The organism is Micrococcaceae bacterium Sec5.1 (assembly GCA_039636795.1).
GTDB lineage: Bacteria > Actinomycetota > Actinomycetes > Actinomycetales > Micrococcaceae > Arthrobacter.
On the sequence record CP143430.1, the window covers coordinates 2,726,408 to 2,752,208 of the forward strand.

A 25,801-nucleotide genomic window follows, 5' to 3' on the forward strand; every position below is an offset into this window, starting at 1 on the left:
AACACGCCGACGACGGCAGCAAAGTCCCGCCGTCGTCGGCTGTAATGTACCCCGAGCTTTCTCGAGGTGCGGCCGCAAACCGGCTACCTGGCCGCGGTTGCCGGCGCCTCTTGGAAAGCCGGTACAACGTGCTCGATGAAGAGTTCGAGCGAGAGCTTCTTCTCCTCGTGCGAGAGGCTGTTGTCGGACCAGATGCTGAACTCCGTAACCCCCAGTGCCTCGTAGTGGCGGAGCCGTTCGATCACTTCTTCAGGGGTCCCGATCATTGCCGTTTGGTGGAGGGACTCCGGTGTGAACTCCGGACGGTCGGCGAACTTTTCTTCGGGGCTGGGCTCGAGGAAGCCGTTGATCGGAGTGTTCTTGTTTCCGAACCAGGCGTCGAATGTCCTATAGAACTTGTTGATGGCCTCGGCCGGGCGGCGCCACCCGTCAGGTTCGTCGGCTGAGTGGACATGCGTGTGGCGGAGCACCATGAGATCCGGCCGGGGGACACCCGGGTTGTTTTCGACGGCGGTATCAAACTTGCGCGCGAGGTCGTCGACTTCCTCGTCGCCCTTCATCAGCGGGGTCACCATGACGTTGCAGCCGTTCGCGACCGCGAACTCGTGCGAGGAGATGTCGCGGGCTGCGATCCACATGGGCGGAGTCGGTTTCTGTATGGGCTTGGGGACGCTGGTGGATGTGGGGAACTGCCAGATCTCGCCGTCGTGTGCGTAGTCACCTTCCCAGAGCGCGCGCACGGCGGGAACGATTTCGCGAAGGTGCTTGCCGCCGTCCACCGCGGACATGCCTCCCATGAGGCGGTCGAACTCGAACTGGTAAGCGCCGCGGGCGAGCCCTACCTCCATTCTGCCGTTGCTGATGACATCCAGAAGTGCGGTCTCTCCAGCCACGCGGAGCGGGTTCCAGAAGGGCGCAATAATGGTCCCGGCGCCCAGCCGGATGCGTGAGGTTCGCGCCGCCAGGTAGGCGAGTTGGGGCATGGGGCTGGGGGAGATGGTGTACTCCATGGAGTGGTGCTCACCGATCCAGACGGTGCTGAATCCTCCAGCTTCCGCGAGGAGGGCCAGCTCCGTCAGGTTCTCGAAGCATTCGCGGTGGGAGACGGACTCGTCCCAACGCTCCATGTGGACGAAGAGGGAAAACCGCATTAGTGACTCCTTCGTTCTGCGGCGGCGTGTGCCGGCGAATCGATGTTTGGGGCAGCTTCCTGGGCTGCTGCATTGCGTTCGGCAATGGTCTGATTGCCGCGGGACCAGTGTTCGTGCTGGATTTCGCGGATGATGACCGTGGTATTTTCGGGCAACGCGCCCACAGAGATCTCGGCGGCGCGGTGGAGCTCGTCAATGAGCGATCGGAGCTGCTCGGGGGTCCTGCCCCGGGCGATTGAGACTTCGATAAGAGGCAAGATTGTCAGCTCCTCATGATGAAGGGGTCGGCGATGGGGGATTCGTCGGTGTTGATCCAGACGCTCTTGACCCTGGTGTATTCACGGATGCTTTCCACGCCGTGTTCCACGCCCACGCCGCTGGTCTTGAAACCTTCGCGTGGTGATTGGGGAGACATGGTGCGGTAGGTGTTGACCCAGATCGTTCCTGCCTCCAGACGGCTGGCCATCCGGTGTGCCCTGGCCAGGTTGGTGGTCCAGACGCCGGCGGCGAGTCCGTACGTGGTGTCGTTGGCAAGGCGAAGTACTTCGTCCTCGGTTTCAAAGGGCATGATCGCTGCGACCGGGCCAAAAATTTCCTCCCGAACCACACGCATGGAGTTGTTCACGTCGGTAAGGACGGTTGGCTCGAAGAAGTAGCCGCCGAGGCCGGTGTTGGGTCGGCCCCCGCCGGTCAGGACAGTAGCCCCTTCAGAGACACCGAGATCCACGTAACTGGCCACCTTGTCACGTTGGTCCTGGAATGCCAACGGTCCCAGTTCAGTGGCGTCAAGCAGGGGATCGCCAATGACAATGCTGCGGGCGCGGTTGGCAACGCGCTCAAGCAGTTCGTCGTAGATGGATTTGTGGGCGAACACACGACTTCCTGCAATGCAGGTCTGCCCGGCGGCGGCGAATATGCCAGCTACTACTCCCATGGACGCATTGGCAATGTCAGCGTCGCCGAAAACAATATTCGGGGATTTGCCGCCCAGCTCCAGGGTTGAACCGATGAATCGGGATGCGGTTGAGGAAGCAATGCGAGCGCCTGTGGCGGTGCTGCCTGTGAATGAGATCTTTGCCAGGCGGCGGTCCTCCACCAGCGCGGCCCCCGCCTCTGCGCCGAACCCTGTGACGACGTTGATGACACCGGGCGGAAAACCGGCTTCATCGGCCAGCGCGGCGAGGCGCAGGACGGTGGCCGACGTGTATTCGGAGGGCTTGATGACAATGGTGTTGCCGGTCGCCAGTGCGGGGGCCAGCTTGCTCGTGGTCAATGTCAGGGGCGAGTTCCACGGTGTAATGGCACCCACGACGCCGAGGGGTTCCCGCAGCGTGTAGTTCAGCATGGCGCGGCTTGAGCCAGGTATGGTGTCGCCCTGGATCTTGTCGGCGAGGCCCGCGTAATAGTAGTAGTACTCGGGCATCGCGGCGAGCTGGGCCCGCATTTCGCGCAGGAGCTTACCGTTGTCAAGGGATTCCATGCGGGCGAGTTCGTCACCGTGCTCGCCGATCAAATCGCCGAGCCGGCGGAGGAGGTGTCCGCGCTTGGTCTGGCTCAGGTCCCGCCAGGCCGGGTTCTCGAAAGCCGCAGATGCTGCTGAAACGGCCTTGGAGACATCGGCTTCGTTGCCGCGTGCTGCGCGGTACAGGACGTCGAGGGTTGCGGGGTTGCTGCTGTCGAAGTAGTCCCCATTGGATGGCGCAACCCACTCGCCGTTAATGAAGTGTTCGTAGCGGCGTTCAGTGGACATTCGAATGCTCCTTGATGAAGGCTGTCAGCTCGTTCGCGAGCTCTTGGGGACGCTCAACGGGCATCATGTGGCGTGCCCCGCTGATGATGGAGTATGTGCAGCCGGGGATGGCCGCAGCCAGCCGTGCACTCATCTCGGGCGTTGATCCCGGGTCCAGCTCGCCCGTCACAGCAAGGGACGGAACGTTAATCCGGGGAAGCTCGGGGGCAATTTCGGCATCCGCAGTTGCGAATACCCGATAGCAGGCCAGGAAGGACTGGGGATCGTTGCGAAGCAGGACCTTTCTGGTTGCCTCGACCAACTCGGGCGTCACGGAGGACCCTTCCGGATACCAGCGGAGGATAGATGCTTCCACGGTGGCGGGAAAATCGGCGGCAGCTGAGGCCAACCGCGTCATCACTGCGGCGTGCTCGTGCGGTGTCCGGTTACATACTGATCCGACCGAAACCAGGGAGGCCACAAGATCGGGCCGGTAACGAGCCAGATGCTGGGCGACGAGGGCGCCGAGCGAGAACCCCACGAGGTGGGTGCCGGGTTCGAGGTGTCCCGCGACATCCGCGGCGAGTTGGGCGAGCGTCACTCCTTCCGGTGCGGCCTGCCCGCGGCTTCCGTGGCCGAGGAGTTCAATTACTTGAGTGTCGAACTCAGGTTCGAGGAATTCACGGAGCGGCCCCCACATCGACCCGTCAAGGCCGACTCCGTGAATGAGTGCGATGCGGGCGCGGCTCACTGGGCAATCTCCTTAGTTGGCTTCGGTGCTGAAGGCCGCGAGGCGCTGCTGGGGCCGCCCCTGGGCTGCTGCTGCGAGGGCAATCACGATTTCATCGGCGTGCGGAGCATCGTTAATCCGGACTTCGATGCTTTGGTGGTGGGACCGGATGGTCGCATCAGTGATGTGCTTGAGGGGAATATCGAAGACAACACCAGCAGGGCCACGCTTTTCCACGGCCGGCAAGAGGGTGGTGGCGTTGGCAGCGTCACGGAAGTGATTTCCGAACGCGAGGGTGTGGATGAGGCCGGAACCGTGCTCGATTTCACCGTTCAGTCCCACGATCGCAGCTTTGCCATATGCTTCGGCGGGGGAGCCGAGCGCTTCAAGCACGCGGGGAGCGAGGAGGGCCCCGATGTCCGATGCATTGCCATTGATACCGGCGGAAAGGTCCTCAACAAACCCTTGGCCTGCCCACGGATTCTTAATGATGGCTGCGACAACTGCGACCCTCGCGGTCGGGCTGACCTCCCGGCCTCCTTCAGTCAGGACGTCTTCGGTCAGGGTGACAATTTTGCGAATGCTCATGAAACAAGTTCTCCTAGGGTGTCTGCTTTGACGATGGGATCAGTGCGGCGGTCACCAATGCGGGAATGCGGCCTGGGCCCGGTTGAGGCGCCGAGGACGACGACGATCTCGTCTGGGCGCGGGGCGTCACCGATGCGTGTGGTGATGCTCTGGTAATGGGTGCGGGTGGCGGCGGCGTTCTTATGCCAGAGGGGTACCACGAGCGAGGTCCCTGCCTCTGCACGATCGTCTGCGAAGCAAATGATGGATTCGCCATCGAAGCTTTCACGGACCAGGTTGCCAAAGAACGGTGTGTGGATAAGTGCGGCGCCGTGTTCAATTTCGCCGTCGATGCCGACCAGCGCGGCCTTGCCGAACGCCTCGATGGCGTCCACGCCGCCGAGGTTGGCAGCGAGGACGTCGGTCAGTTTTCGTGCAAGCACCGGAGCGAGCTGTACTACTTCCTTGCCGAGGTCATCGCTCGCGTCGCCGCCCAGCCATGGGTTGGTGACCACGGCAGCAGCTGTCGCGCGAACCGCTGGAATGGCGGGGGAGGCACCATTTTCGAGCAGGATTTCCTCGCTGTAGTAGACAATCTTGCGGATGCCTAGTCTTTGGTCGTTCATTATCGGTTCTTTCCAATGGTGGTGGAGCGCATGGCTTCCTTTCGTCGTCGTTGCTTCAGCTCCGGCGGCCCGGAACCGGTTCGGTGAGGGCCTCCCTCGATGAGGCGTGAACGTGGTTCCTCATGGCGGATTCGGCCCCGAAGGGGTCCTTGTGCTCGATCATGTCCAACACAGCCCGATGTTCACGCGTGGAGGCTTCGAGCCTCCCCGGGTGTTCAACCGTGCGCAGGACAAGGCGTTGGTACGCGAGCTGGTTCATGAGCCGTTCGTAGTGCTCAATAAGCTTTCGGTTATCCGAGCCCCGAACGATCGTCCAGTGAAACTCATGGACCAGCCGGGCATAGGTGTCAGTGTCGTGGGTGAGGGAAGTCATTTCGGACTCTTCCAGGTTCCGCCGCAGTATTGAGAGCTCCTTGACCTCTCCGCGTCCGGCGAGCAGGGATGCAGCGAGTCCCTCCAGGGACTCCTTGAGCTGGAAGAGCTCGATGATCTCCCTGCGCGTGGGCTCACGCACGAAAGTGCCCACTTTGGGCCGGATCTCAACCAGACCTTCATGCTGCAGCTGCTTTAGTGCTTCGCGGATAGGGGTCCGGCTCACGTCGAACTCCTGGGCCAGGAATGCTTCGGGAAGAACTGCGCCCGGAGGAAAATCCCCTCCCAGTACCAGTCTGCGGATCCGATCAAGGAGGGCGTCGCGGTCAGCCAGCGCATTCTCTACTTCCAGGTTCTCTTGCATACATGAAAGACTATGTTGCATGCATCAGCGGAGTCAACAGCGCATCGCAAACTTTTGCTAAAGCCCGCTATTACAGGGAATTTGCCAATTTTGCGTTGGCCTATTGACGTTGGCATGTGACCTGTCTTACGGTCATTGGTATGCAACAGACGCTCGAACCGCTTATCACGTCAGCTTGGCTCGCCGCTTGGGACAAGGGAGACCTTGATGCTTTGGACAGCCTCGTATCTCCCGGTTATACCCGCACCAGTAAGGCGACAGGCGCAACTGTCGACCTCGCCGGCCTCAAGTCGGAGATCGCCGCCGTTCGGGAGGCCTTCCCGGACCTGCGCACTACTGTCGATGACGTCGTCGAAGGGGACGGCACAGTCGCCGTTTTCTGGACCTCCACCGGCACCCACACCCATGAATACCTCGGCGTACCGGCCACTGGTCTGACTGTGCAGACCCGTGGCTCAAACATCCTGATCCTTCAGGACGGCAAAATACTCAACGAAACCGTGACGTGGGACGGCAGCGAACTGCTCGCCGGCCTTGGAATCCGGCCGCTGCGCGGGATTGCAGCCCCGATTGTTCCGGATGGCGACGAGTTTGCCGAATTGGACCCATCGCTGATGAAGGCTTTCAACCGCCAGTTCATTACAGGAGTTACGGTCGTGACCACAAAGGAAGGGGAGACCCCAAAGGGCCTGGCAGCCAACTCCTACTGCTCGGTCTCCCTGGAACCACCGCTGGTGCTTGTCTGTGTCCAAAAGACGTCCAGCACCTACCCGGCCCTTTTTTCTTCAAGCCATTTGGGCATCAACATTCTCGGCACGGAGCAGTTGGGCACTGTGAAGACTTTCGCTTCGAAGGCTCCTGACAAGTTCGCTGAGCTCGACTGGCACGAAGGGCCCAAGGGAAGTCCTCTGTTGGACGGCTCGGCCGCTTCCCTTGAAGCTGAAATCCAGGAACGTTTCCAAGCCAAGACCCACACGGTCTTCATCTGCAGGGTCCGCCACGCGGAAATCAGCGAAAGTGCGCCGATGGTCTACAAGGCCGGGCACTTTTTCGACGGCGCTCAACTCGCCGAACTTTAGACGGCCGGCGCGGCCAACAATCCCCGACAGGAAACCAACCGCGCCGACCGAACTGCTCGTAAGCAGCGCACCGAGGTGCGCATCCAACATTAGGACAAAAATGAGCCCGGATACCATTCGCGCTGCAGAAAGCAGCATTGCCGAAGATCGCGGTTACCGCGACAGCCTCACCAAGATCGAGCCTTACGGCATAGAGCACATCCCCGACGTCGAACGCCACGGCAAACCCCGTTCCCAGTTCTTCCTCTGGTTCGCCGCCGGAATGAACTTCCCCATTGTCGTACTGGGGTTCAGTGCCACATATTTCGGCCTGCCGTTCTGGGCTGCGGCCCTGGCGATCATCCTCGCCGGCGTGACCTCCTCGGCGGGAATGGGCTACCTGTCCGCAATGGGTGTTCGGCTGGGCGTCCCACAGCAGATGCAGGGGCGCGGTCCTCTTGGTTTCATCGGCAACCTCTTCCCGGTGGCCTACGTGAATGTCTTCGCTGGAATCGGCTGGGCCGCCGTTACAGTCATCCTCGGCGGCCAGGCGATCGCCCTGCTCACCGATATCCCCTTTTGGCTCTCGTCACTGATCCTCATGGGCATCCAGCTTGGAGTGGCCGTCATTGGCTACAACCTGATCCACTTCCTGCAGCGCATCCTGTCCTTTGTCCTGGTGATCGGGTTTGTCTTCATCACCATCGTGGCAGCGGCCAACGGACGCGTCGAGACCGACTTCAACCCCGCAGCCCTGGGCTTCAACGGCCTCGGAGGGTGGATCGTCTTCTTCGGCTGGTTCTTCTCCTTCATCGTCGCGTGGATGCCCTTTGCGTCCGACTACTCCCGTTACCTTCCCAATACAGCCGGGAACAGGCGCGGTGCCGGCTGGGCTACCATGCTGGGGAACTTCGTCACCCTTGTCTGGATGGGGATCCTCGGAACCCTCCTGGGAACAACCACCACGGCGTCCGACAGCATCGGTGCGCTGAAGGAACTTATGGGCCCTTGGGCCGCCGTCGGCCTCGGCGTCGTCGCTTTGTCCTCGTTCACGCAGAACTTCCTCAATGTCTACGGCGGTGCCATTTCCATCCAGACCATGGGCGTCCCCGTGAAGCGACACACAGCAGTAGTCTTCATCTGTGCCGCATCGTATCTCGTGGCACAGTGGGGCCAGACCGGGTTCAACGAAGGCTTTACTGCATTCCTTAATCTGACTGCCTACTGCATCGCCCCGTACGTCGCCGTCCTGGTCTGCGATTACCTGTTCGGAGGCCGACGCACCGATCGTGGGCTGCGCGAACTTTTCGATAAGAGTCGGAAGTTCGAATGGGGCTTCGTGGCTTGGGCAGCCGGCGTCGTGCTTTCCTCCCCGTTCTGGATGTCCTCGATCTATACCGGACCGATAGCCGCTGCTTTCCCGCAAATGGGTGACCTCTCCTATTACATTGGTGCGGCCATTGCTGCTGGCACCTACCTCGCCACGCATCGCCGCAGGCGTCTTTCAGGGCTGGAAATGCTCGACCGCAGCCCCGGCGCGCAAACCCTCTAACCATCAAGGTGGCAAAGGTCGCGGAGTGGTCCACCCAGGATCCTCCCCGGCCTTTGCACAACAACCTTCAAACCCCGGGCAACCGAGCGCATCAGGAGCACCGATGAGTACCGCAACACTGCAAGGGACGAGCGCGGAAGTAGACTTCACCGCAGTCTTCCCGCCCCGGGCCGTTGTAGCTGTGGTGGTTCAATGGCGCGGACGAATTGCCCTCTTCAAGCGCAGCCAGTCCGTCGGTCATGAACGCGGACTCTGGCACTGCATCACCGGATACCTCGAACCAGCCGTTTCGCCGCTCCAGCAGGCACTGGCTGAACTCGAGGAAGAAGCAGGTCTCGCCCTCGGGGATCTCGCTAGCTTCCGGACCGGTGAACAGCTTCAAATTTCTGACCACGAAGGCAATCCGTGGCTGGTCCATACCTATACAGCCGTCAGCAAGAGGCGACGGTTAACGATCAATGACGAGCATGACACTTATCGCTGGGCTGCTCCCGGGAAGATCCGGCGGTTCTCAAATCGGGTCCCGTGGCTGGACATGGTCCTGGGGAGCCTGATGCCGGGTGCCGAAACGAATGCAGGACGATGAACGCTGCGTCGGGTCCTGGAACACAACATGAGCTACGCAATAGTAAGGAACCCTCTGTGGCCGAAAACTCTACTTTGATGATTGACCGGGAAACGAGCCTCCTCGCGTCCGTGCCCACCGGATTGTTGATCGGTGGGCAGTGGCGGGACGCGTCCGACGGCGGCACGTTCGATGTGCACGATCCGGCCACTGGGGAGGTGCTCGCCACGCTCGCCTCGGCGACCAGCGAAGACGCGGTCGCAGCGTTGGATGCCGCCGACGCCGCCCAGTCCTCTTGGGCGCGGACCGCACCCCGGGTCCGGGCCGAGATCCTGCGCCGGGCCTTCGATTTGGTGACTGAACGGGCTGAGGACTTCGCTTTGCTGATGACCCTGGAAATGGGCAAGCCCCTGGCCGAAGCACGCGGCGAAGTCACGTACGGGGCCGAGTTCTTGCGCTGGTTCTCCGAAGAAACCGTCCGCGACTACGGCCGGTACCTCACCACCCCCGAGGGCAAGAACAAGATCCTGGTCCACCACAAACCCGTCGGACCCTGTTTGCTGATTACCCCGTGGAACTTCCCCCTGGCGATGGCCACCCGCAAAGTCGCTCCCGCTGTCGCGGCAGGCTGCACGATGGTGCTCAAACCCGCCAAGCTCACACCCCTGACGGCCCAGTACTTCGCGAAGACCATGCTCGACGCCGGCCTGCCCGCCGGAGTCTTGAACGTCGTCGCCTCCTCGTCCGCGTCCGGGATTTCCGGGCCGCTGTTGAAGGATTCCCGGTTGCGGAAGGTCTCCTTCACCGGCTCCACCCCCGTGGGCAAGCGGCTCATCGCAGACGCCTCCCAGAACGTCCTGCGGACCTCCATGGAACTTGGCGGGAACGCCCCGTTCGTCGTCTTCGAAGACGCCGACCTCGACGCCGCCGTCGAAGGCGCCATGGCCGCGAAAATGCGGAACATGGGCGAAGCCTGCACCGCCGCCAACCGCTTCCTCGTCCACGAATCCGTCGCCCAAGAGTTCACCCGTAAGTTTGCCGCCGCCATGGGCGCCCTGGTGACCGGCCGAGGCACCGAACCCACCACGCAGGTCGGGCCGCTGATCGACGCCGGCGCCCGGGAGGACGTCCACGCCTTGGTGAATGCCGCCGTCGACGCCGGAGCTGTTGCAGTTACGGGCGGTGCGCCCGTGGACGGACCCGGGTACTTCTACCAGCCCACCGTCCTGTCCAACGTCCCGAACGACGCAGCGATCCTGGGCCAGGAAATCTTCGGACCCGTCGCCCCCGTCACCACCTTCACTAGCGAGGAAGACGCCATCCGCCTGGCCAACGCCTCCGAGTACGGGCTCGCGTCCTACCTCTACAGCCGCGACTTCAACCGGCTCCTACGTGTCGCTGAGCAGATCGAGTTCGGCATGGTTGGCTTCAACGCCGGCGTCATCTCCAACGCCGCGGCACCCTTTGGCGGGGTCAAGCAATCCGGCCTCGGCCGCGAAGGCGGCTCCGAAGGCATCGCCGAATACACCACCACCCAATACATCGGCATAGCCGACCCGTACGCGGACTAAGAAGGCAGAGAAACCGTGAATAGCCCCACGCGAGGAGCCTCAACCCGCGAATCAAAAGGCCATCTGGTCATTATCGACATGCAGCGCGCCTTCCGTGAAGTGGGGGACTGGCACATCCCGCGCTACGACGAAGCCGCCCAGACCATCGCACGGCTGGCAGGCGCAGGATTTCAACCAATAACCACCCGGTTCGTCCCCGACACGACAGAACCGGGTTCGTGGTTGTCCTATTACGACCGGTGGTCAAGCATGCGCCGGGAACCCACGGATCACATGTGGGATCTCGCTCTTCCAGGTGTGGACGCCCCAAGCTCCATTGTCCTTCCGACGTTCACTAAGTGGGGCGAAGCCATGGCGGATCGAATTCCTGTGGGCGGAGAGCTCATCCTGACAGGTGTGGCAACCGACTGCTGCGTCCTCGCCACCGCCCTTGGTGCCGCAGACGCAGGCCGGTTTGTCACGGTTGTCCAGGACGCGTGCGCTGGACAGAACGACGACGCCCATGATCAGGCGCTCAACCTCATGCAGCTGCTGTCGCCGATGATCAACGTGGTCAAGAGCGAAACCCTGCTCCAGCCGTAGCGTCATGACTTCTAATCCGGGTCGTTTATTGGCCAAGGAATGCGTTATCGGGGTAGCCGGAGCGATATAGAGTTCATACGATTGTCGTCATCCAATCAATATACGGCGGTGAAAAATCGCTGCTATTACAGGAGAAGTTATGACAACATTCGTTCTCGTTCACGGCTCATGGCACGACGGAGCTTCTTGGGATTCCGTCATTGAGCATCTGGAATCCCTTGGACACAGGGCCTACGGTCCCACTCTCGCCGGCCACGGCATCGGCGTCAATAAGGAAGTGAACCACGACGATTGTGTGCAGTCTGTAGTTCAATTCATTACGGACAATGATCTGACGGACGTGGTTCTTTTGGGGCACAGTTTCGGCGGCACAGTAATTGCGCGAGTCGCGGAAGAGATTCCAGAGCGGCTGCGCCGGCTCATTTTCTGGAACGCATTCGTTCCGCAGTCGGGGAATTCGCTGCTTGACGAAGTTCCCCCACACTACCGTGAACTTTTCAGCTCGCTGGCTGCCGGTTCTGAAGACAATACTGTAGCGCTGCCGTTTTCAATCTGGCGTGATGCATTCATTCAGGACGCGGACTTGAAACTCGCGGAATCTACTTTCGAATTGTTGTCTCCAGAACCCTTCCAGCCCTTCGCCGACCACTTGGACCTCACCGCTTTCTATCAGTCAGCAATTCCCAAGAGCTACCTCAACGGGACCGAAGACACTGCGTTGCCGCCTGGAGAATGGGGCTGGCACCCGCGGATGTCCAGCCGGCTTGGGCTCCACCGTCTGGTCCAAATGCCGGGGAGTCACGAAGTCGTCTTTACCAACCCCGAATTGCTGGCCGTCAAAATTGTGGATGCCGGGCAGGACTGATTCCACATAGTGGTTCCAACAACATGAAAGCGGTAACCGTGAGTAATTCACCTGTAGTTACAACGTCGTACGGCGATGTGGTGGGCGTTTTCGAAGAAGACCTGAGTGTCTTCCGGGGAATTCCGTACGCCGCACCCCCAGTCGGCGATCTGCGGTGGCAATCTGCACGCCCCCACGAGGGGTGGGCGGGGATAAGGAGCGCTGAAAATTATGGACCGTCGGCGCTCCAGCCATTTGTCCCCGGCGGATCGCCTATTCTGGGGGAGCACGGGTCCCCACCGTTCGATGAAGATTGCCTCAGTCTAAATATTTGGACGCCCTCTGCCGATGACAAGCGGAGGCCGGTCCTGGTCTGGATTCACGGTGGCGGACTGCTCATCGGTTCTGGGAATATTCCCTACTACGCTGGCGATACTTTTGCGAAAAACGGCGACTTGGTGGTTGTTACGATCAACTACCGGCTCGGTGCCTTGGGGTACCTGTCCGGGATGGGTGACCGTCAGAACCTATGGCTCGATGACCAAGCCGTTGCCCTGCGCTGGATTGTAGATAACATCGAAGCATTCGGTGGTGACCCCAACGCCATCACTCTCCTAGGTCAATCAGGTGGTGCCCTCTCAATAGGAGGACTTGTACAGCACCCCACTTCCCGTGGCCTTTTTCATCGGGCGATACTGCAAAGCATCCCTCTGGGCATCGAGTTTCAAACACCTTCGGAGGCATTCGAGCGCACCCGGAAACTCGCCGCCCTGCTCGGCCACGACGACGTCGAAGCGCTAAGGAATGAGCCAGGGGAACGTCTCGTTGAGGGCTCCCTGGGAGTACTGAATGACAACGCGGCGTTTGGAAATTGGCCGCTGGCATTCCTGCCGGTTATCGACGAGGACAGTATCCCGGTTCATCCACTGCAGGCGCTGGCGGAATCTGACGTTGAGCTGCTGGTCGGCTGGACCGAAGATGAGGCTAGTTTCGCGTTCGCGTTGGACCCCCAGTATGCAGATACAAGCCAGTCCCAGGTGTTGGATTGGTTGGGCAGTGAGGGCGAGGAGGCCCTCGGCATCTATGGGGCCTACACCAGCTCGGGACGAAGCACCCCAAAGGAGGTGCTTTCCGGTGTTGTCAGCGACAACCTCTTCAGGCGGAGCGCGCTGGACTTGGTGGAAAAACGGGCTGTAGACGCTCCGGTGTACGCGTATGAGTTCCGACTCGATTCGCCGGCATTTGACGGCAGGCTGGGCGCGACTCATTGCCTGGACCTGCCATTTACGTTCAACAATGTCGATAAATGGTCGGGGGCAGGATTTATTCAGGGCATTGAGGAAGTTGTCTTTGAGAGGATCGGGACGTCAATGCATAAGGCTTTTATTTCCTTTGTTGTTACGGGAGACCCAAAGCATGAGGGTTTTGCCTGGCCGAAATATACCTCTGAGCAGGGCGAACTGCTTCTGATCGACCAAAACATCCGGGTGGGCACCGAGGTTGGAAGACCCTGGCAGAGCCTTGATGGGTCACGTCCCTCGTAGGGTCCCTCCTTCATAAGGATCTGAGCGGCGAGTGCTGGAATGACGAGGGCGCTGCCCTTGTCATTCCAGCACTCGCCAATTGTCATAGGCGAGATGTCAGCGCCGCAGCGTAGCGGATGGCGGGAATCCGTAGCGTTCCCGATACTGCGCGGCGAACCTGCCCAAGTTTGAGAACCCCCAACGGTCTGCCACTTCTGCAACTGTCCTGCCCCGGCCCGACAGGAGGTCGTCGTGGGCCCTGCGAAGCCGCACGTCTCTAATGAATCCGATGGGAGTTGTCCCCAGCTGGTTCCGGAAAGCCTCCTGAAGCGCCCTGACACCCAACCCAGAACTTTTTGCGAGGTCGGCTACTTGATATTGATATTCCGGCCGGGCCTCAACTATCGCCATGACCCGACGGACAGCGGCTGAGTCAGCTTGCAAGCCAACTTCCTCCCCGGCGTCGATCGCCAGCGGGTGGGTGTCTGCGAGGGCGGCGACGGCGGTACGGATCAGCTGGTCTTGCAATAGTGGATAACCGGCGCCGGAAGTGTTGGCATGGGACTCCCGAACCAGCAGTGACGATACTGCATTCCAAGTGGCAGCGGCCCGCAAAGACTTGGGCCCTTGCAAACCAAACCGTACCCGGGACGTTGTCTTGTCACCGCGCAAATCATGCAGGGCCTGTTCCACGTATGCACGGTCAAACCGGAAAGTGAGGAGCTGGGAGTTCATCCCAAATACGAGCCTGAAGTTTCGATACGAGTCCAAGACAATCGTCTGCCCTGACGTCAGAATACGTTCAGCACCACCCGAACTTACGGCCAGTCTGCCTTTGAGCACCATACTGATCAAGATCCATGAGGCTAGCGGTTCCGCATCGACAGATGCCTCCGATCCGTAACTCAGCCTGTGTATGGAAAGAGGGCCTAAGGTGGCCTCTTCCTGGACAGCATGGAAGGCCCTGGGCTGGGAAACAGCCAGGATGTGGGGGCAGTATGCGTTACTGAGTGCCTCGCGAGCCTCAGAGGGGTCGTGCGTGTCCAGGACGAGGGGACCGCCTCCCGTACCAAGCCCGTGGGTATGCATCTAGTACTCCAAAGTTTTCGATGTGGGTTGATAATCCGGATACGGGCTTGCCGGAGTAGAGCCGGAGGTATATCGAGTTTATTTGATTATCGTCATGGATTCAATATACTTTCTTTGACATCGCGGCCATTTCAGGACGGCCTGGCGGGCGCAGGTCCCAGCCCGTAACAGGAAACGAAGTTGGGAAAAGTATTGACGCCTCCACACGCTCGTGTAACGATAAACGCATCCTAAAGCACACTTTCTCGTGATGCATCCGGATCTCCCGTTTATCGTTACATGCCTAGCCTTTCGCTGGGCATGTACGCGTAGCAAGGAAGGTGCGCAGTTTATGAAAATCCAACCCATTAATCGCAGGGGATTCCTCGGCCTTACGGCCGCCGGTGTGGCAGCCGCAGCTCTTAGCGGCTGCAAGGTCAACACGTCTAGCCCAGCAGGAGGCAGCTCTTCCGGCAAGGGTGCACTGACCATCATGGGCAACGATGGTGAGATCACCAAGGACGTGATTTCCGGCTGGCAGCAACTCAACGCCGATGCTCCCATAACGTTTATCAAGTACGACGAGACCCGCCTCAACGCAATGCTCACTGCCGGCACACCCCCGGACCTGGTCCGCGGCGCTGGTGCCCAAGTGACTCCGTATCTGGCTTCCCGAAAGATTGCGAAACCGCTGGACGACTACCTTTCCGGCAGCTCCCTCATCCACTCGGGCGACCTCGAAGCAATCAATGATGTGTGGAAGTGGGACGGTACCCGGCAGGGCAGCGGCAGCACCTACGGACTGACCAAGGACTGGAGCCTGGACATGATGTTCTGGTACAACCAGTCCGTTTTCGAGGAGGTGGGTGCCCGGGTCCCTGACAGTGCCAATCCGTTCACCTACGACGAATTGCTGGACGTTGCCAAGAGCATGACTGCAACCTCGGGCGGCAAGTCTTCCCGCTATGGCTTGTTCGCCACTACCCCTGATGTCGCGTTCCTTCAGGGCATGCTCGCCACAACCGGCGTCTCGCTGTTCAGTGAAGATTTGAAGAAGGTGGACTTCAGTTCACCCGAGGCCCAGAAGGCCGTCGGCTGGCTGGCAGAGGTGGCGAAGGCCAAGGCTGGCTACACACTCCTGGATCCCAACCCCGACGGCTGGGACTGGCCCCCGTTCAGTTCAGGCCGGCAGGCCATGCAGAGTGCCGGATACTGGCTGACCGGCGTCGTGTCCGGCGACACGAAGGCGCCCGACTTTGCCCGTATGGCACCTGCGCCCTTGTTGGGCAAGGAGCGGGTAAGCCCCACCACCAGCGCCACAGGCCATTGGATTCCCGCCAAGGCCAAAAATCCAGACGGAGGCTTCGCCTTCCTCGAATGGTTCACTGCCGGGCAGCCCGCAAAGGACCGTGCAGCAACCGGTGGTGGTCTCCCCGTCATGAAGAACCTTCGTTCCAGCCTTCCTGCCAAGGAGGCGTACCAGAAGTCAGCCCTGGAAACCCAGACGGCCGAGGACAAGTACGCCAAGGTGTTGAGCTTTTCCCCATACGCAACCGTCACGGCGCTGACAGCTGCAGTTTCGGAGCAGTTCCCCAAGCTGGTCCAGGGATCCCTGACGGCCGGGCAGTTCGCCGATCAAGTCAACACCAAATGCAACGCACTCCTCGCCGAGGGTGTTTCGCGTATCGGCGGTTGACATGGCTTCTACGCTAAGCGTTGCCCGTCCCGTACGGCGGGGCAGCCCATTGACCAAGCGGCGTAGCCGGGCTTTTTACCTCTTCATCTCGCCCTGGCTCATCGGCACCGTCCTGCTCACGATCTTTCCGCTCGCCTACGCCCTGGGTGTCAGCTTGACCGACTGGGACGGCGTGAGCCCGGGTTTTCGCTGGGTGGGTGCGCAGAACTATCTCGATGTCCTGGGTGACCCTGAAACGTGGGCGAGCATGTCGCGGTCTGCAGTCCTGGCTGTTGTTGTAGTGCCTCTTACAGTTGCGGGCAGTCTCGGTCTGGCCATCCTGCTGAACCAGAAGGTGCGACTGAGGTCTTTCTGGCGGACCATGATCTACCTCCCCGCCGTCTTCCCCCCAGTGGCGTCGGCATTGAGTTGGAAGCTGGTGTTTGACCGGGATTCCGGCGCCATCAACGCTGTCCGTGCCTGGTTCGGGCAGGACGCCGTGAACTGGATGACGGGGCAGCAAGTGTTCGTGGTCCTGCTGGCCGTGATGCTTTGGGGCATTGGTGCCGGCATGATCATCAACCTCGCTGCGCTGCAGGATGTTTCCCCGGAGCTCCTGGAGGCCGCAACGTTGGATGGAGCCGGACCTTGGCGCCGGTTCACGGCAGTGACACTTCCCACCATCTCGCCAGTGCTCCTCTTCCAGACCGTGACTTCGACCATCGGCGTTCTGCAAACTTTCGTTCCCGCCCTTTTGCTTTCCCCGACCACTGGCGCAGCTGCTGTCACGGCGGTTCCCGAAGCCAACAGGATTTTCATGATCGACGTCTATGCACAGTACTTTGCCTACTCCCGCTACGGTTATGCCTCAGCGATGTTGTGGCTGTTCTTCCTGGCCATCCTGGTGGTAACGGTCTTGTTCTTCCGTGCGAGCCGAAAGACTGTCTTCTATTCCGTGGATCCTTCCAGCGATGGAGGGAAGTAGATGACCCTCAAGGAACTGCAGTCATCCAAACGGGCGCATCCCTACCCGGTGCAGTCACCTGGTCATGAGCGGGGCACGCGAAGCCGATCGGGCATTCGGCGACGCTCGACCATTCTGGTCACGGCCGTCCTCGTGTTCATCACTGCCCTTGTTGCCTTTCCCATGTACTGGGTGCTGGCCACGGCGTTCAAATCGCCTGAGCAGTTGTACTCAGGGATCGCCGTTCTGTGGCCGCTCCCATCGCACATTGAGAACTTCGTAGAGGCACTAACGAGGATCCCCTTCCTTCCGTACATGCTGAACTCCTTGTTCCTGGCCACGGTCAACGGAGTCCTTACTACGCTGTCTTCGGCATTGGTCGGTTACGGTTTTGCCAGGCTCCGCGGGCCGGGAAAGGGAATTTTTTTCGGAGTACTCATCGCCATGATGATGATGCCCGGCATTGTGACACTCATTCCCACCTATCTGTTGTTTTCGCAGGTGGGACTTGTGGGGAATTACTGGCCTTGGGTGATCTGGGGATTGGTGGGATCTCCCTATCTGATCTTCCTCTACCGTCAGTTCTTTGCCGGCCTTCCCAAGGAACTGGAGGAGGCGGCCATCCTGGACGGGTGCGGACAATTCCGCATATTCACCAGGATCTTTCTCCCTATCTCCAAACCGATCGTCGTCACCGCCTTCGTCATGTCATTCCTGGCGGTCTGGGGCGATTTCATAGCTCCCAACCTTCTCTTGGATCAAAGCAACACCACCTTGGCAGTTGCGTTGTCATCCGGGTACGTCAATGAAAGGGGTTTCCCACTAAACAACCTCATAGCCGCAGGATCCATCCTTTACGTGATACCTGTAGTTCTGGTCTTCTTCTTCGTCCAGCAGCGCTACACGCAAAGTTTTAGTTCTGCCGGCATCAAATAAGTTTTGTGGAAATGGGGTCTGCAATGGTCACGATGTCTGACGTAGCGCGGCTGGCAGGAGTGTCAACAATGACGGTATCCAACGTCGTGAACGGCCGGCGGTCTGTAAATCTGGATATCCGCAGGCGTGTCCTGGAGGCAGTGGAGGAGAGCGGTTACGTCATGAACCGTTCTGCAAGGACATTGCGCACCGGGACCACCGGGGTGATCGGGTTGGCGGTTCCTGCCCTCAGCCACGCCTATTTCGGTGAGCTCAGTGGCAGGGTTGTTGCCCAGGCCGCCGAGCTCGGATACCGCGTGGCCGTTGAGCAGACCGGTCTGCACATCGAAGACGAACTCGACGCCGTCGCAATGTCGCGCAATCTGGAATACGACGGCCTGATTCTCTCTGCACTGGTACTGGGGCCGGAGGAAGCCAGCCTTCTGAACCAGTCCATACCCCTGGTCCTCCTCGGCGAAAAGATATACGGCGATGCCGTTGATCACGTGGTGATGCCAAACGCAGAAGGAGCCAAGGCGGCCACCGCACATCTCGTGGAGCAAGGGTGCCAACGCATCGCGTGGGCGAGTAACTACTCTCCCGAAACCGAGCTCCACAATGTTGTACTGGATCGTCTTAAGGGCTACCGACAGGGCTTGGCGGACGCAGGACTCAGCGACGACCCCTCGCTGCACGTGCCCATGGATCAACCCAGCATGGAGCATGCCGCTGATGGCATCAAGAAGCTGGTCCACGACGGTATTGAATTCGACGGCGTGGTAGCCGTTACCGATGCGGTCGCCTTCGGGGTGATTCGAGGTCTTAAAGACGCCGGCTTGCGAGTTCCGGAGGACGTGAAGGTCATCGGTTTCGACGACGTCCAGCAGGCAGCATTTTCCGTTCCGTCCCTTTCCACCATCGCACCGGACCATGACTGGATGGTCCGGTCCTCACTCTCCCTTCTCACCGAACGGATTAAAGACCGTTCCCCCCGCCCCGGGCGCGAGCTCGTGGCCCCTTTCCGGCTCATCGTCCGGGAATCAACCAGCTGAATCACACATAGACTTTGGAGAAATCTTGACCATGGCATCTTCGCCCCGGCTCGTCGTCAATCTGGACATTGCGGGTCCCACCATCAGCCGTCACGTCTACGGCCATTTCGCCGAACATTTGGGCCGTTGCATCTACGGTGGTTTTTGGGTGGGGGAGGACAGCGAAATACCCAACACCCGTGGCATCCGGAATGATGTGGTGGAAGCCCTGCGCGAGTTGCGCATCCCAAATCTTCGCTGGCCCGGCGGTTGCTTCGCCGATGAATACCACTGGCGTCACGGCGTCGGCCCTCGTGAGCAGCGCCCCGTGATGGTCAATTCCCATTGGGGCGATGTCGTAGAAGACAATTCGTTTGGCACCCATGAGTTCATGGACCTCTGCGAAATGCTCGGCGCGGACGCCTACGTCAACGGCAATGTGGGTTCCGGCACGGTCCAGGAAATGAGCGAATGGATCGAATACCTCACCCGCGCCGATGATTCACCTATGGCTCGCCTGAGGCGACAGAACGGACGCGACCAGCCCTGGAAAGTCCCCTTCTTCGGCATCGGCAACGAACCTTGGGGGTGCGGTGGCAACTTCCGGGCTGAGGCCTACGCAGACTTGGCCCGGCAGTACAGCACCTTTGTCCGCTCCCACAACGGCAATGATGTTTACCGGATAGCAGCCGGCGCCAACGACGATGACGTGGCATGGACCAAAGCCCTGATGGAAGCGCTTCATGACAAGGGCGGGCCAGGCCGCAAGAGCTCCCCATATCAAGGTGTCTCGCTCCACTACTACACGATGTCCGGTCACTGGGACAGCAAAGGCTCCGCCACGGAATTCAATGAGGAAGAGTACTGGAAGACGGTCAAGGCCGCCCATCACATTGAGACCCTGCTGACTGCGCACTCCACCATGATGGACGTCTACGATCCGCACAAGGCGGTGGGGTTGGTCCTGGACGAGTGGGGCACATGGTGGGACGTAGAGCCCGGCACCAACCCCGGCTTCCTCTATCAGCAGAACACCATCCGCGACGCCCTCGTGGCCGCAATCCACTTTGACTCCTTCCACCGTCATGCCGACCGTCTCGTCATGGCGAACATCGCCCAAACGGTCAACGTCCTGCAAGCCATGCTGCTCACGGATCCAGAGAGCGGAGCGCTCGTAAAGACGCCCACGTTCCACGTCTTCGCCATGAACGCAGGGCATCAGGATGCCACCGCGTTGCATACCCACCTTGACTCTGACGGCTCGCACAAGCTGGAGGGGGAGCAGGTTCCCACGTTCACTGCCTCCGCCAGCACCAAGGATGGCCAAGTGCTCATCTCCATGGCCAACCTGGAACTGGAGGACGAGAGCGAGGTGGTGCTGGACCTGCGCGGCGGGTCCCTGGAGCAGGTGGAAGCACTGGTCCTTTCCGGCGACAAAGTTTCAGCGTTCAACGCGCCCGCACACCCCGACGCCGTCACGCCGCGCTTCCTCGAAGTTGAAGAACGCGAGGGCCAGTTGGTACTGCGTCTTCCAGCCCACTCTTTCGCGACCGTTCGGGGAACACTGTCTGGTCAGGTCCCTGTAGTCACTGCTGCAGCGGCCGCGACGTCCAGCCCCGCCACGGGCAGCAAGCCCTGCTTGAACTGTTGAGATGACCATGACTTTTGACTACCGCCCCCTCAGCCAAATTCGGCTTCGCGAGGGCGTCTTTGCTGAAGCCCAGCGTGTGAACCGTGAAGCACTGCTGCGTCTGGATCCTGATCGTCTTCTGGCGCCCTTCCGTCTCGAAGCGGGCCTCCCCGCTACGGCGGAGCTCTACGGCGGTTGGGAATCAACGGGACTCAACGGCCACACGGCAGGGCACGTCCTGTCAGCGCTTGCCCACGCTGTATCCGGGGACGGTGACCCACGCCTGGAGAAGATGCTTGGAAGCCTGCTGTCCGGACTGCGGGAAGTGCAGCAGGCCTCCGGCACAGGATACTTGGGCGGCGTACCTCAAGGGCGGCAGCTCTGGGACGAGCTCATTCAGGGAGACATTAGAGCCTCCCCCTTTGAGCTCAACGGGCGTTGGGTTCCCCTGTATAACCTGCACAAGACGCTGGCGGGCTTGGTGGATGTCGCATGGAATGTTCCCTCCGTGGAGGCGGACCAGATCCTGGATGAGCTGGCCAATTGGTGGCTGGAAACCACGGACCGGCTGGACCAGGAAGCACTCGAGCTCATCATGCAAACCGAGTTCGGCGGACTTACTGAAGCGTTCGCCCGCATGGCACTTCTCCGGCAGGACGGGCGCTACCTTCACCTGTCCATGAGGTTCATTCGGGAAGAGCTGATAACCCGGGTGCTGGCTCTACCGGGCGAAACAACGCAGGACTCACTTGCAGGACTCCACGCCAACACGCAGATTCCGGTTGTGGTGGGCTACGCCGCCATTGCCAGGGCTGCCCGCGAACTGGGGTTGGAAGATGCAGCGACAGCGCGCATCGGGCAAGCCGCCCGAGACTTTTTCGACGACGTCGTTGCGTGGCGCAGCAGCGCCATTGGCGGCAACAGTGTTCGGGAGCACTTCCACCGCAGGGACGACTTCTCCCCGATGTTCCTCGGGCGGGAGGGCCCCGAGAGCTGCAACAGCTACAACATGGTCAAGCTGGCAGCCGAGCTTTATCTCCTGGATAAAGAGGACCGCTACCTGGACTACATCGAGGTCACTCAGTGCAGCCATGTGCTATCCACGCAGCACCCTGGGCACGGTGGCCTGGTCTACTTCACTTCCCACCGTCCGGGCCACTACCGGATGTATTCGCCGGAACAGGACGGCTTTTGGTGCTGTATGGGCTCCGGGTACGAGGCTCACGCAAAGCATGCTGCGCACGTGTACGTCGCTGATGGCGACGAACTCCGTATCAGCTGGCTTTTGGCCACGGAACTGAACTGGATGGAGCAGGGCGTCCGGGTCACCATTGACTCGGCCTTACCCTCAGGGAACACCGCCTCCGTCCGCGTGAGAGTGGAGGAGCCGCGGGAATTCACCCTCGCCATCCGCCTACCGCAATGGGCGCGAGGCGCCAAGGCCACACTGGGCGACGGCGGCAGGATCGACGGCGGCAGGCTCGAGGAAGAAGCGGGTTGGTGGCGACTGCGCCGCGTGTGGGACGGGACGGAGGAGATTCTGCTAAGTCTGGACCGTGAACTGCAGATGGTGCGGGCCGCGGATGATTCCCCATGGGCCTGGATCAGATACGGACCCACGGTCCTTGCCGAAGAGATCCCGGACAATGGACTGCATTACCGGGCAACGGGGGCCAGGGCCGCCCACATCGCTTCAGGGCCGCTCAGGCCGCTGGCTGAGACGCCTGTTCTGCTTGCCAGTGGGCTGGAAACGCACTCCGAAGGGGGCGAAGAGCTCTCGGTTCTCGCCTCGGATGGGCAGAGGCTGACGCTAAAGCCTCTGCACAGGATCCACGATGCCCGGTACAGGCTCTCCTGGCCTATGGCTCAGGACGGAATGCAGATCACCGAAATCCAGGGGAAGTTGGCGGAGCAAGACAGGGCATCTACCGCCTTGGAAGCACGGGTAGTGGACGGGGTCACCTTCGGGGAACAGCAGCCTGAACTTGATCATGAGGTTAGCGCCCAGCATGCTGAGCGTGGAATGACACCCGACGGGGCACACTGGCTGCGCCCCAAGGAGCCGCTCACACTGGTGCTGCGTGACTGGACGATGATCGGCACGAGCCTTCGCATTGAAAGCGTGCCGGGGGAGGATCAGGAATCGTTCCTTCTCTCCGGGGCAGACAACGGGACGGCAGCAACAGTCAGGCAAGGGCCGGACGGTACCAGTGAGATTCAGTTCAACAGCAACGGCAGCTCGGAGGCCCGGCTGGTCATTGCTCCTCGGCCGGGCCACACGATGCCAAGGCTAAGGCGCCTGCTGCTCTTGACCGATGCCGCGGATTCGTTGGCCTGAAAAGTTGGGGTCCTCACTGCATCATCTGCAGTGAGGAACCCCAAGGGCTTTTCTTACTGGACCGACCACGCACCGTCCGATGGCAGGACGGCGCCGGAGATGTTGGTTCCGTCCTCGCTGAGGAGGAACGTGATGGAGGCAGCCAGCTGCGAGGCCACAGCAACAGGTGGGATTATCTGCATGAACGGAGCCAACCGGTTCGCCCCGAGCTCCGAGCCAAAGGTGGCCTCGATGCCTGTTGCAACCGGGCCCGGGGCGACTGCGTTGACGCGGATTCCCTGGGGCGCGTACATAAAGGCAGTACTGCGGGTCATTCCGAGAACTGCGTGTTTGGACGCGGTGTACGCGAGCCCTGCAGAGTTGCCGCGGAGCGCGGCTTCGGAGGCAACGTTCACGATGGAACCGCGTCCGGCAGCCAGCATGGCCGGTAGTACGGCGCGGGTCAGGCGGAACATTCCGTCGACGTTGACCGCGAATACCCGGTTCCAGACGTCATCGGCCACCTCGTGCAAGGGGGTCATGTCGTCCATGATTCCGGCGACGTTTGCCAAGGCATATATACGGTCTCCAGCCGCTTCAACAATCCTCAGAATGTCTTCATCCTTGGTGATGTCGGCCTGCACTGTTACCACGTCAGCCTGCGGGTGATCCATCGCCAGTGAGTCGAGCCGGGCAGCTGCGATGTCTACGGCAATCACCCTTCCCCCTTCCCGGGCAATCCTGGAAGCAGTGGCGCGGCCGATCCCGGAGCCGGCGCCCGTGACGATGACAGTCTTGCCCAGGAATCTGCCGTCGGTGATGCGTTCCTGCCACAGGGCGTCGTCGATGTCCTCAGCGTCCTCCTCGGGTTCGATTCCACCATTTGCTTCCCTCACCAGATGATCAAGCAGGGACTGCGGGAACTGTCCGCCACCGAGTTCAACCAGCTGTTGCAGGGCAAGGTGATCGATGGGTTTCAGGGCTGATTCGTCCTGTCCGGCCTCGTTAAGCATTCCCCGAAGGAGGGGACCGCCAGCGGGATGGGCGAGCCATTCCCGAACGGGACGCGAGCCGGTTAGTGCTTTGATGTTGTTGGTCATTTTGCTCCTTCGAGGGCCGGTGCTGGATTGAGCTCGCTTGTTATGTTTTCGGGAACTTCTGTTTCGTCCATGGCGGGCTTGGCACCGTTGAGACCAGTCCATCGGGCACGCAGGGTGTGAGCTGCCGCTTTTGGTTTTCTGTCCCGGCTAAAAACGCCCTTACGGTTGCCGTCCACGCGGTGGATCCCGTTTGACGTTTGGAAGTCGGCGAAGTTCCAGACGTGTTCACCTACGAAGCCATCAATCCTGTCAAAGACGCGGTGGTTCATGGCGAGGAACGATTGCTGGTACTCCTCGCTCCAAGGCATGTCCCAGATGGAGTGTTGTCCGGGCATGGTGTCTGCCCCGTATTCGCTCATCATGATGGGTTTGCCGAAGGCCTCCAGCCAGCCGCGGAGGTCACGTTCAAGGTAATCTTCTGCCGTCTTAAGATCCCCCGTAAAGACGTACCAGCCGTAGTAGCGATTAATGCTGAGGACGTCGAAGAGGTCTGCGATTTTGTCGTTCTGGAAGGTTGCAAACATGACTGCGGCGTAGGTCAGCGGACGCGTTGGATCGAGCTCACGGGCCAGTTGAACGAGTGGCTTGAAGAACTCCCGGGCCCCGTCCTCGTTCGAGGCCGGTTCGTTGGCGATACTCCACATGACAACGCTTGGGTGGTTCTTATCGCGTGAGATGACCTCGCGAAGGTGCTGTGCGTGGGCCGCCTGGGTTTCGTGGTTGAAGGTGTCCGGCGAAAACGTGGGCTTGGGGCCCACCCCTGTCAGCCCTCCCTGGACCCCCAGGTTCAGTCCGACGGCGGCAGTTTCATCGACGACGACGATGCCGTGGCGGTCAGCGAATTCCAGCACCTCCTCCGCGTAGGGGTAGTGCGAGGTCCTGAACGAGTTGGCGCCCACCCAATCCAGCAACTGGAAGTCGTGCACAAGGTAGGCGTTGTCGTGACCCTTGCCCCGAACGGCTGTGTCCTCGTGCTTACCGAAGCCAGTAAAGTAGAAGGGCTCTCCGTTGATAAGGAACTGGGTCCCGCGGACTTCGACGGTCCTCACACCAAACGGCTCCGTATAGCTGTCAATCACGTCTTCGCCGTCGAGGAGCTCTACCACCAGGTTGTACAGGTAGGCTGCACCTGGTCGCCACAGCAAGACGTCGTCAATAGTGAGTGTTCCTTGGCTGCCTTCTGCCGATGAAACTTCCTGGCCTGTAGCATCCAAAACCCGCACACGGACCGATGTTTGGTGATTGGTTTCGACAGAATAATCCACGACGCCGGTTCGGCCAATAACGCCGGTAACAACGGTGATGTCGCTGATGTGGCGTTCTGGCTTGCTGTAGAGCCACACTGACCTCGCCAGGCCAGCGTAGTTGTAGAAGTCATGCAGGTAAGTCTGTTGGCGTCGGCCGTCCTGGCTGACGCTGATGCTGCCAGGTGGGATGGTGGCACTGGTCAGTTCATTATTTACCCCAACGGTGAGCCTGAATTCACCTCCGGGTGAGACGTGGTCGGTGATGTCTGCTTCAAAGGGCGTGTAGCCACCGACGTGCCGGGCTACCAGGACGTCGTCAACATAGACCTTGCCCTCGTGCGTGGCTGCGTCCAAACGGAGCAAAACCCTTTCCCCGGTCCAGCCCCGCGGTACGCGCACCGTCCGCTGGTACCACACCCAGCCCACGTGGTCCCGGATCTTCTGGTCAGCAAAGAGATCGTTATAACTCGAGGGGACAGGGGCTTCGAGTTTGCCCCCCAGGACGCCTCTCCAAGGCTCGGGAACGTCTGCATCTTCAAGGGCGAAGCGCCAAAGACCGTCCAGGTTGATAAGTTCTCGGGTAATTGTAGGGCGGGGCTTAAGCAATGTCTTTTCTCCTG

Annotated in this window: 23 protein-coding genes; 13 read left to right on the forward strand and 10 right to left on the reverse strand. The window is 60.5% G+C overall.

The annotated features are described in order from the left end of the window. Positions 1 to 83: 83 nt before the first annotated feature. The 7 genes from VUN82_12450 to VUN82_12480 are packed head-to-tail and all read right to left on the reverse strand — an operon-like array spanning position 84 to position 5,539. Complete coding sequence (locus tag VUN82_12450; protein XAS69938.1) at positions 84 to 1,151, reverse strand: LLM class flavin-dependent oxidoreductase; 1,068 nt, start codon at positions 1,149 to 1,151, stop codon at positions 84 to 86. Then, on the reverse strand, positions 1,151 to 1,408 hold the full coding sequence (locus tag VUN82_12455; protein ID XAS69939.1) for a tautomerase family protein: 258 nt from the start codon (positions 1,406 to 1,408) through the stop codon (positions 1,151 to 1,153). Before VUN82_12455 ends, VUN82_12450 begins: the two co-directional genes overlap by 1 nt. A gap of 5 nt (positions 1,409 to 1,413) precedes the next feature. Beyond that, the gene (locus VUN82_12460; GenBank protein XAS69940.1) at positions 1,414 to 2,901 is read right to left on the reverse strand and encodes an aldehyde dehydrogenase; all 1,488 of its coding nucleotides are present in this window, start codon (positions 2,899 to 2,901) and stop codon (positions 1,414 to 1,416) included. After that, positions 2,891 to 3,631, reverse strand: coding sequence for an alpha/beta fold hydrolase (locus VUN82_12465; GenBank protein ID XAS69941.1), 741 nt, complete (start codon positions 3,629 to 3,631; stop codon positions 2,891 to 2,893). The genes VUN82_12460 and VUN82_12465 overlap by 11 nt, the downstream gene beginning before the upstream one ends. A 12-nt stretch (positions 3,632 to 3,643) precedes the next feature. After that, positions 3,644 to 4,198, reverse strand: coding sequence for an amino acid synthesis family protein (locus VUN82_12470; GenBank protein ID XAS69942.1), 555 nt, complete (start codon positions 4,196 to 4,198; stop codon positions 3,644 to 3,646). Beyond that, complete coding sequence (locus VUN82_12475; GenBank protein XAS69943.1) at positions 4,195 to 4,803, reverse strand: amino acid synthesis family protein; 609 nt, start codon at positions 4,801 to 4,803, stop codon at positions 4,195 to 4,197. Before VUN82_12475 ends, VUN82_12470 begins: the two co-directional genes overlap by 4 nt. Before the next feature lie 55 nt (positions 4,804 to 4,858). Continuing rightward, positions 4,859 to 5,539, reverse strand: coding sequence for a GntR family transcriptional regulator (locus VUN82_12480; GenBank protein ID XAS69944.1), 681 nt, complete (start codon positions 5,537 to 5,539; stop codon positions 4,859 to 4,861). A gap of 140 nt (positions 5,540 to 5,679) precedes the next feature. Here VUN82_12480 and VUN82_12485 point away from each other — a divergent pair, with 140 nt between their 5' ends. The 7 genes from VUN82_12485 (at position 5,680) to VUN82_12515 (ending at position 13,255) form a co-directional block, all read left to right on the forward strand. Then, entirely contained in the window at positions 5,680 to 6,618 is a 939-nt protein-coding gene (locus VUN82_12485) for a flavin reductase (protein ID XAS69945.1), read from the forward strand. Between the two features lie 100 nt (positions 6,619 to 6,718). Then, complete coding sequence (locus VUN82_12490; protein ID XAS69946.1) at positions 6,719 to 8,149, forward strand: cytosine permease; 1,431 nt, start codon at positions 6,719 to 6,721, stop codon at positions 8,147 to 8,149. A gap of 103 nt (positions 8,150 to 8,252) precedes the next feature. Further along, the gene (locus VUN82_12495; GenBank protein ID XAS69947.1) at positions 8,253 to 8,735 is read left to right on the forward strand and encodes an NUDIX domain-containing protein; all 483 of its coding nucleotides are present in this window, start codon (positions 8,253 to 8,255) and stop codon (positions 8,733 to 8,735) included. Positions 8,736 to 8,812: 77 nt separating this feature from the next. After that, the gene (locus VUN82_12500) at positions 8,813 to 10,285 is read left to right on the forward strand and encodes an NAD-dependent succinate-semialdehyde dehydrogenase (GenBank protein XAS74675.1); all 1,473 of its coding nucleotides are present in this window, start codon (positions 8,813 to 8,815) and stop codon (positions 10,283 to 10,285) included. Between the two features lie 15 nt (positions 10,286 to 10,300). Then, positions 10,301 to 10,867, forward strand: a complete 567-nt coding sequence (locus VUN82_12505) for an isochorismatase family cysteine hydrolase (protein ID XAS69948.1) — start codon at positions 10,301 to 10,303, stop codon at positions 10,865 to 10,867. 139 nt (positions 10,868 to 11,006) lie between these two features. Beyond that, complete coding sequence (locus VUN82_12510) at positions 11,007 to 11,732, forward strand: alpha/beta fold hydrolase (protein XAS69949.1); 726 nt, start codon at positions 11,007 to 11,009, stop codon at positions 11,730 to 11,732. Positions 11,733 to 11,770: 38 nt separating this feature from the next. Continuing rightward, entirely contained in the window at positions 11,771 to 13,255 is a 1,485-nt protein-coding gene (locus tag VUN82_12515) for a carboxylesterase family protein (GenBank protein XAS69950.1), read from the forward strand. 96 nt (positions 13,256 to 13,351) lie between these two features. On the opposite strand, the gene VUN82_12520 is transcribed toward VUN82_12515, so the two are convergent. Further along, complete coding sequence (locus VUN82_12520) at positions 13,352 to 14,323, reverse strand: AraC family transcriptional regulator (GenBank protein ID XAS69951.1); 972 nt, start codon at positions 14,321 to 14,323, stop codon at positions 13,352 to 13,354. 331 nt (positions 14,324 to 14,654) lie between these two features. On the opposite strand from VUN82_12520, the gene VUN82_12525 reads away from it, so the two are divergent. The 6 genes from VUN82_12525 to VUN82_12550 are packed head-to-tail and all read left to right on the forward strand — an operon-like array spanning position 14,655 to position 22,855. After that, positions 14,655 to 15,998 (forward strand): extracellular solute-binding protein, encoded by a 1,344-nt coding sequence (locus VUN82_12525; protein XAS69952.1) that lies wholly within the window; start codon positions 14,655 to 14,657, stop codon positions 15,996 to 15,998. A 1-nt stretch (position 15,999) separates the two neighbouring features. Continuing rightward, the gene (locus tag VUN82_12530; protein XAS69953.1) at positions 16,000 to 16,962 is read left to right on the forward strand and encodes a sugar ABC transporter permease; all 963 of its coding nucleotides are present in this window, start codon (positions 16,000 to 16,002) and stop codon (positions 16,960 to 16,962) included. Continuing rightward, positions 16,963 to 17,877, forward strand: a complete 915-nt coding sequence (locus tag VUN82_12535; protein XAS69954.1) for a carbohydrate ABC transporter permease — start codon at positions 16,963 to 16,965, stop codon at positions 17,875 to 17,877. A gap of 32 nt (positions 17,878 to 17,909) precedes the next feature. Continuing rightward, entirely contained in the window at positions 17,910 to 18,908 is a 999-nt protein-coding gene (locus VUN82_12540; protein XAS69955.1) for a LacI family DNA-binding transcriptional regulator, read from the forward strand. A 31-nt stretch (positions 18,909 to 18,939) separates the two neighbouring features. Next, positions 18,940 to 20,538: an alpha-L-arabinofuranosidase C-terminal domain-containing protein gene (locus tag VUN82_12545; GenBank protein ID XAS69956.1), complete on the forward strand. Its 1,599-nt coding sequence runs from the start codon at positions 18,940 to 18,942 to the stop codon at positions 20,536 to 20,538. 1 nt (position 20,539) lies between these two features. Further along, the gene (locus VUN82_12550; GenBank protein XAS69957.1) at positions 20,540 to 22,855 is read left to right on the forward strand and encodes a beta-L-arabinofuranosidase domain-containing protein; all 2,316 of its coding nucleotides are present in this window, start codon (positions 20,540 to 20,542) and stop codon (positions 22,853 to 22,855) included. Between the two features lie 53 nt (positions 22,856 to 22,908). Here the strand turns inward: VUN82_12550 and VUN82_12555 are convergent, their stop codons facing one another. Both VUN82_12555 and uidA read right to left on the reverse strand, forming a co-directional pair. Beyond that, complete coding sequence (locus tag VUN82_12555; GenBank protein ID XAS69958.1) at positions 22,909 to 23,934, reverse strand: SDR family NAD(P)-dependent oxidoreductase; 1,026 nt, start codon at positions 23,932 to 23,934, stop codon at positions 22,909 to 22,911. Continuing rightward, positions 23,931 to 25,787, reverse strand: coding sequence for a beta-glucuronidase (uidA, locus tag VUN82_12560; protein XAS69959.1), 1,857 nt, complete (start codon positions 25,785 to 25,787; stop codon positions 23,931 to 23,933). The genes VUN82_12555 and uidA overlap by 4 nt, the downstream gene beginning before the upstream one ends. Positions 25,788 to 25,801: the final 14 nt, after the last annotated feature.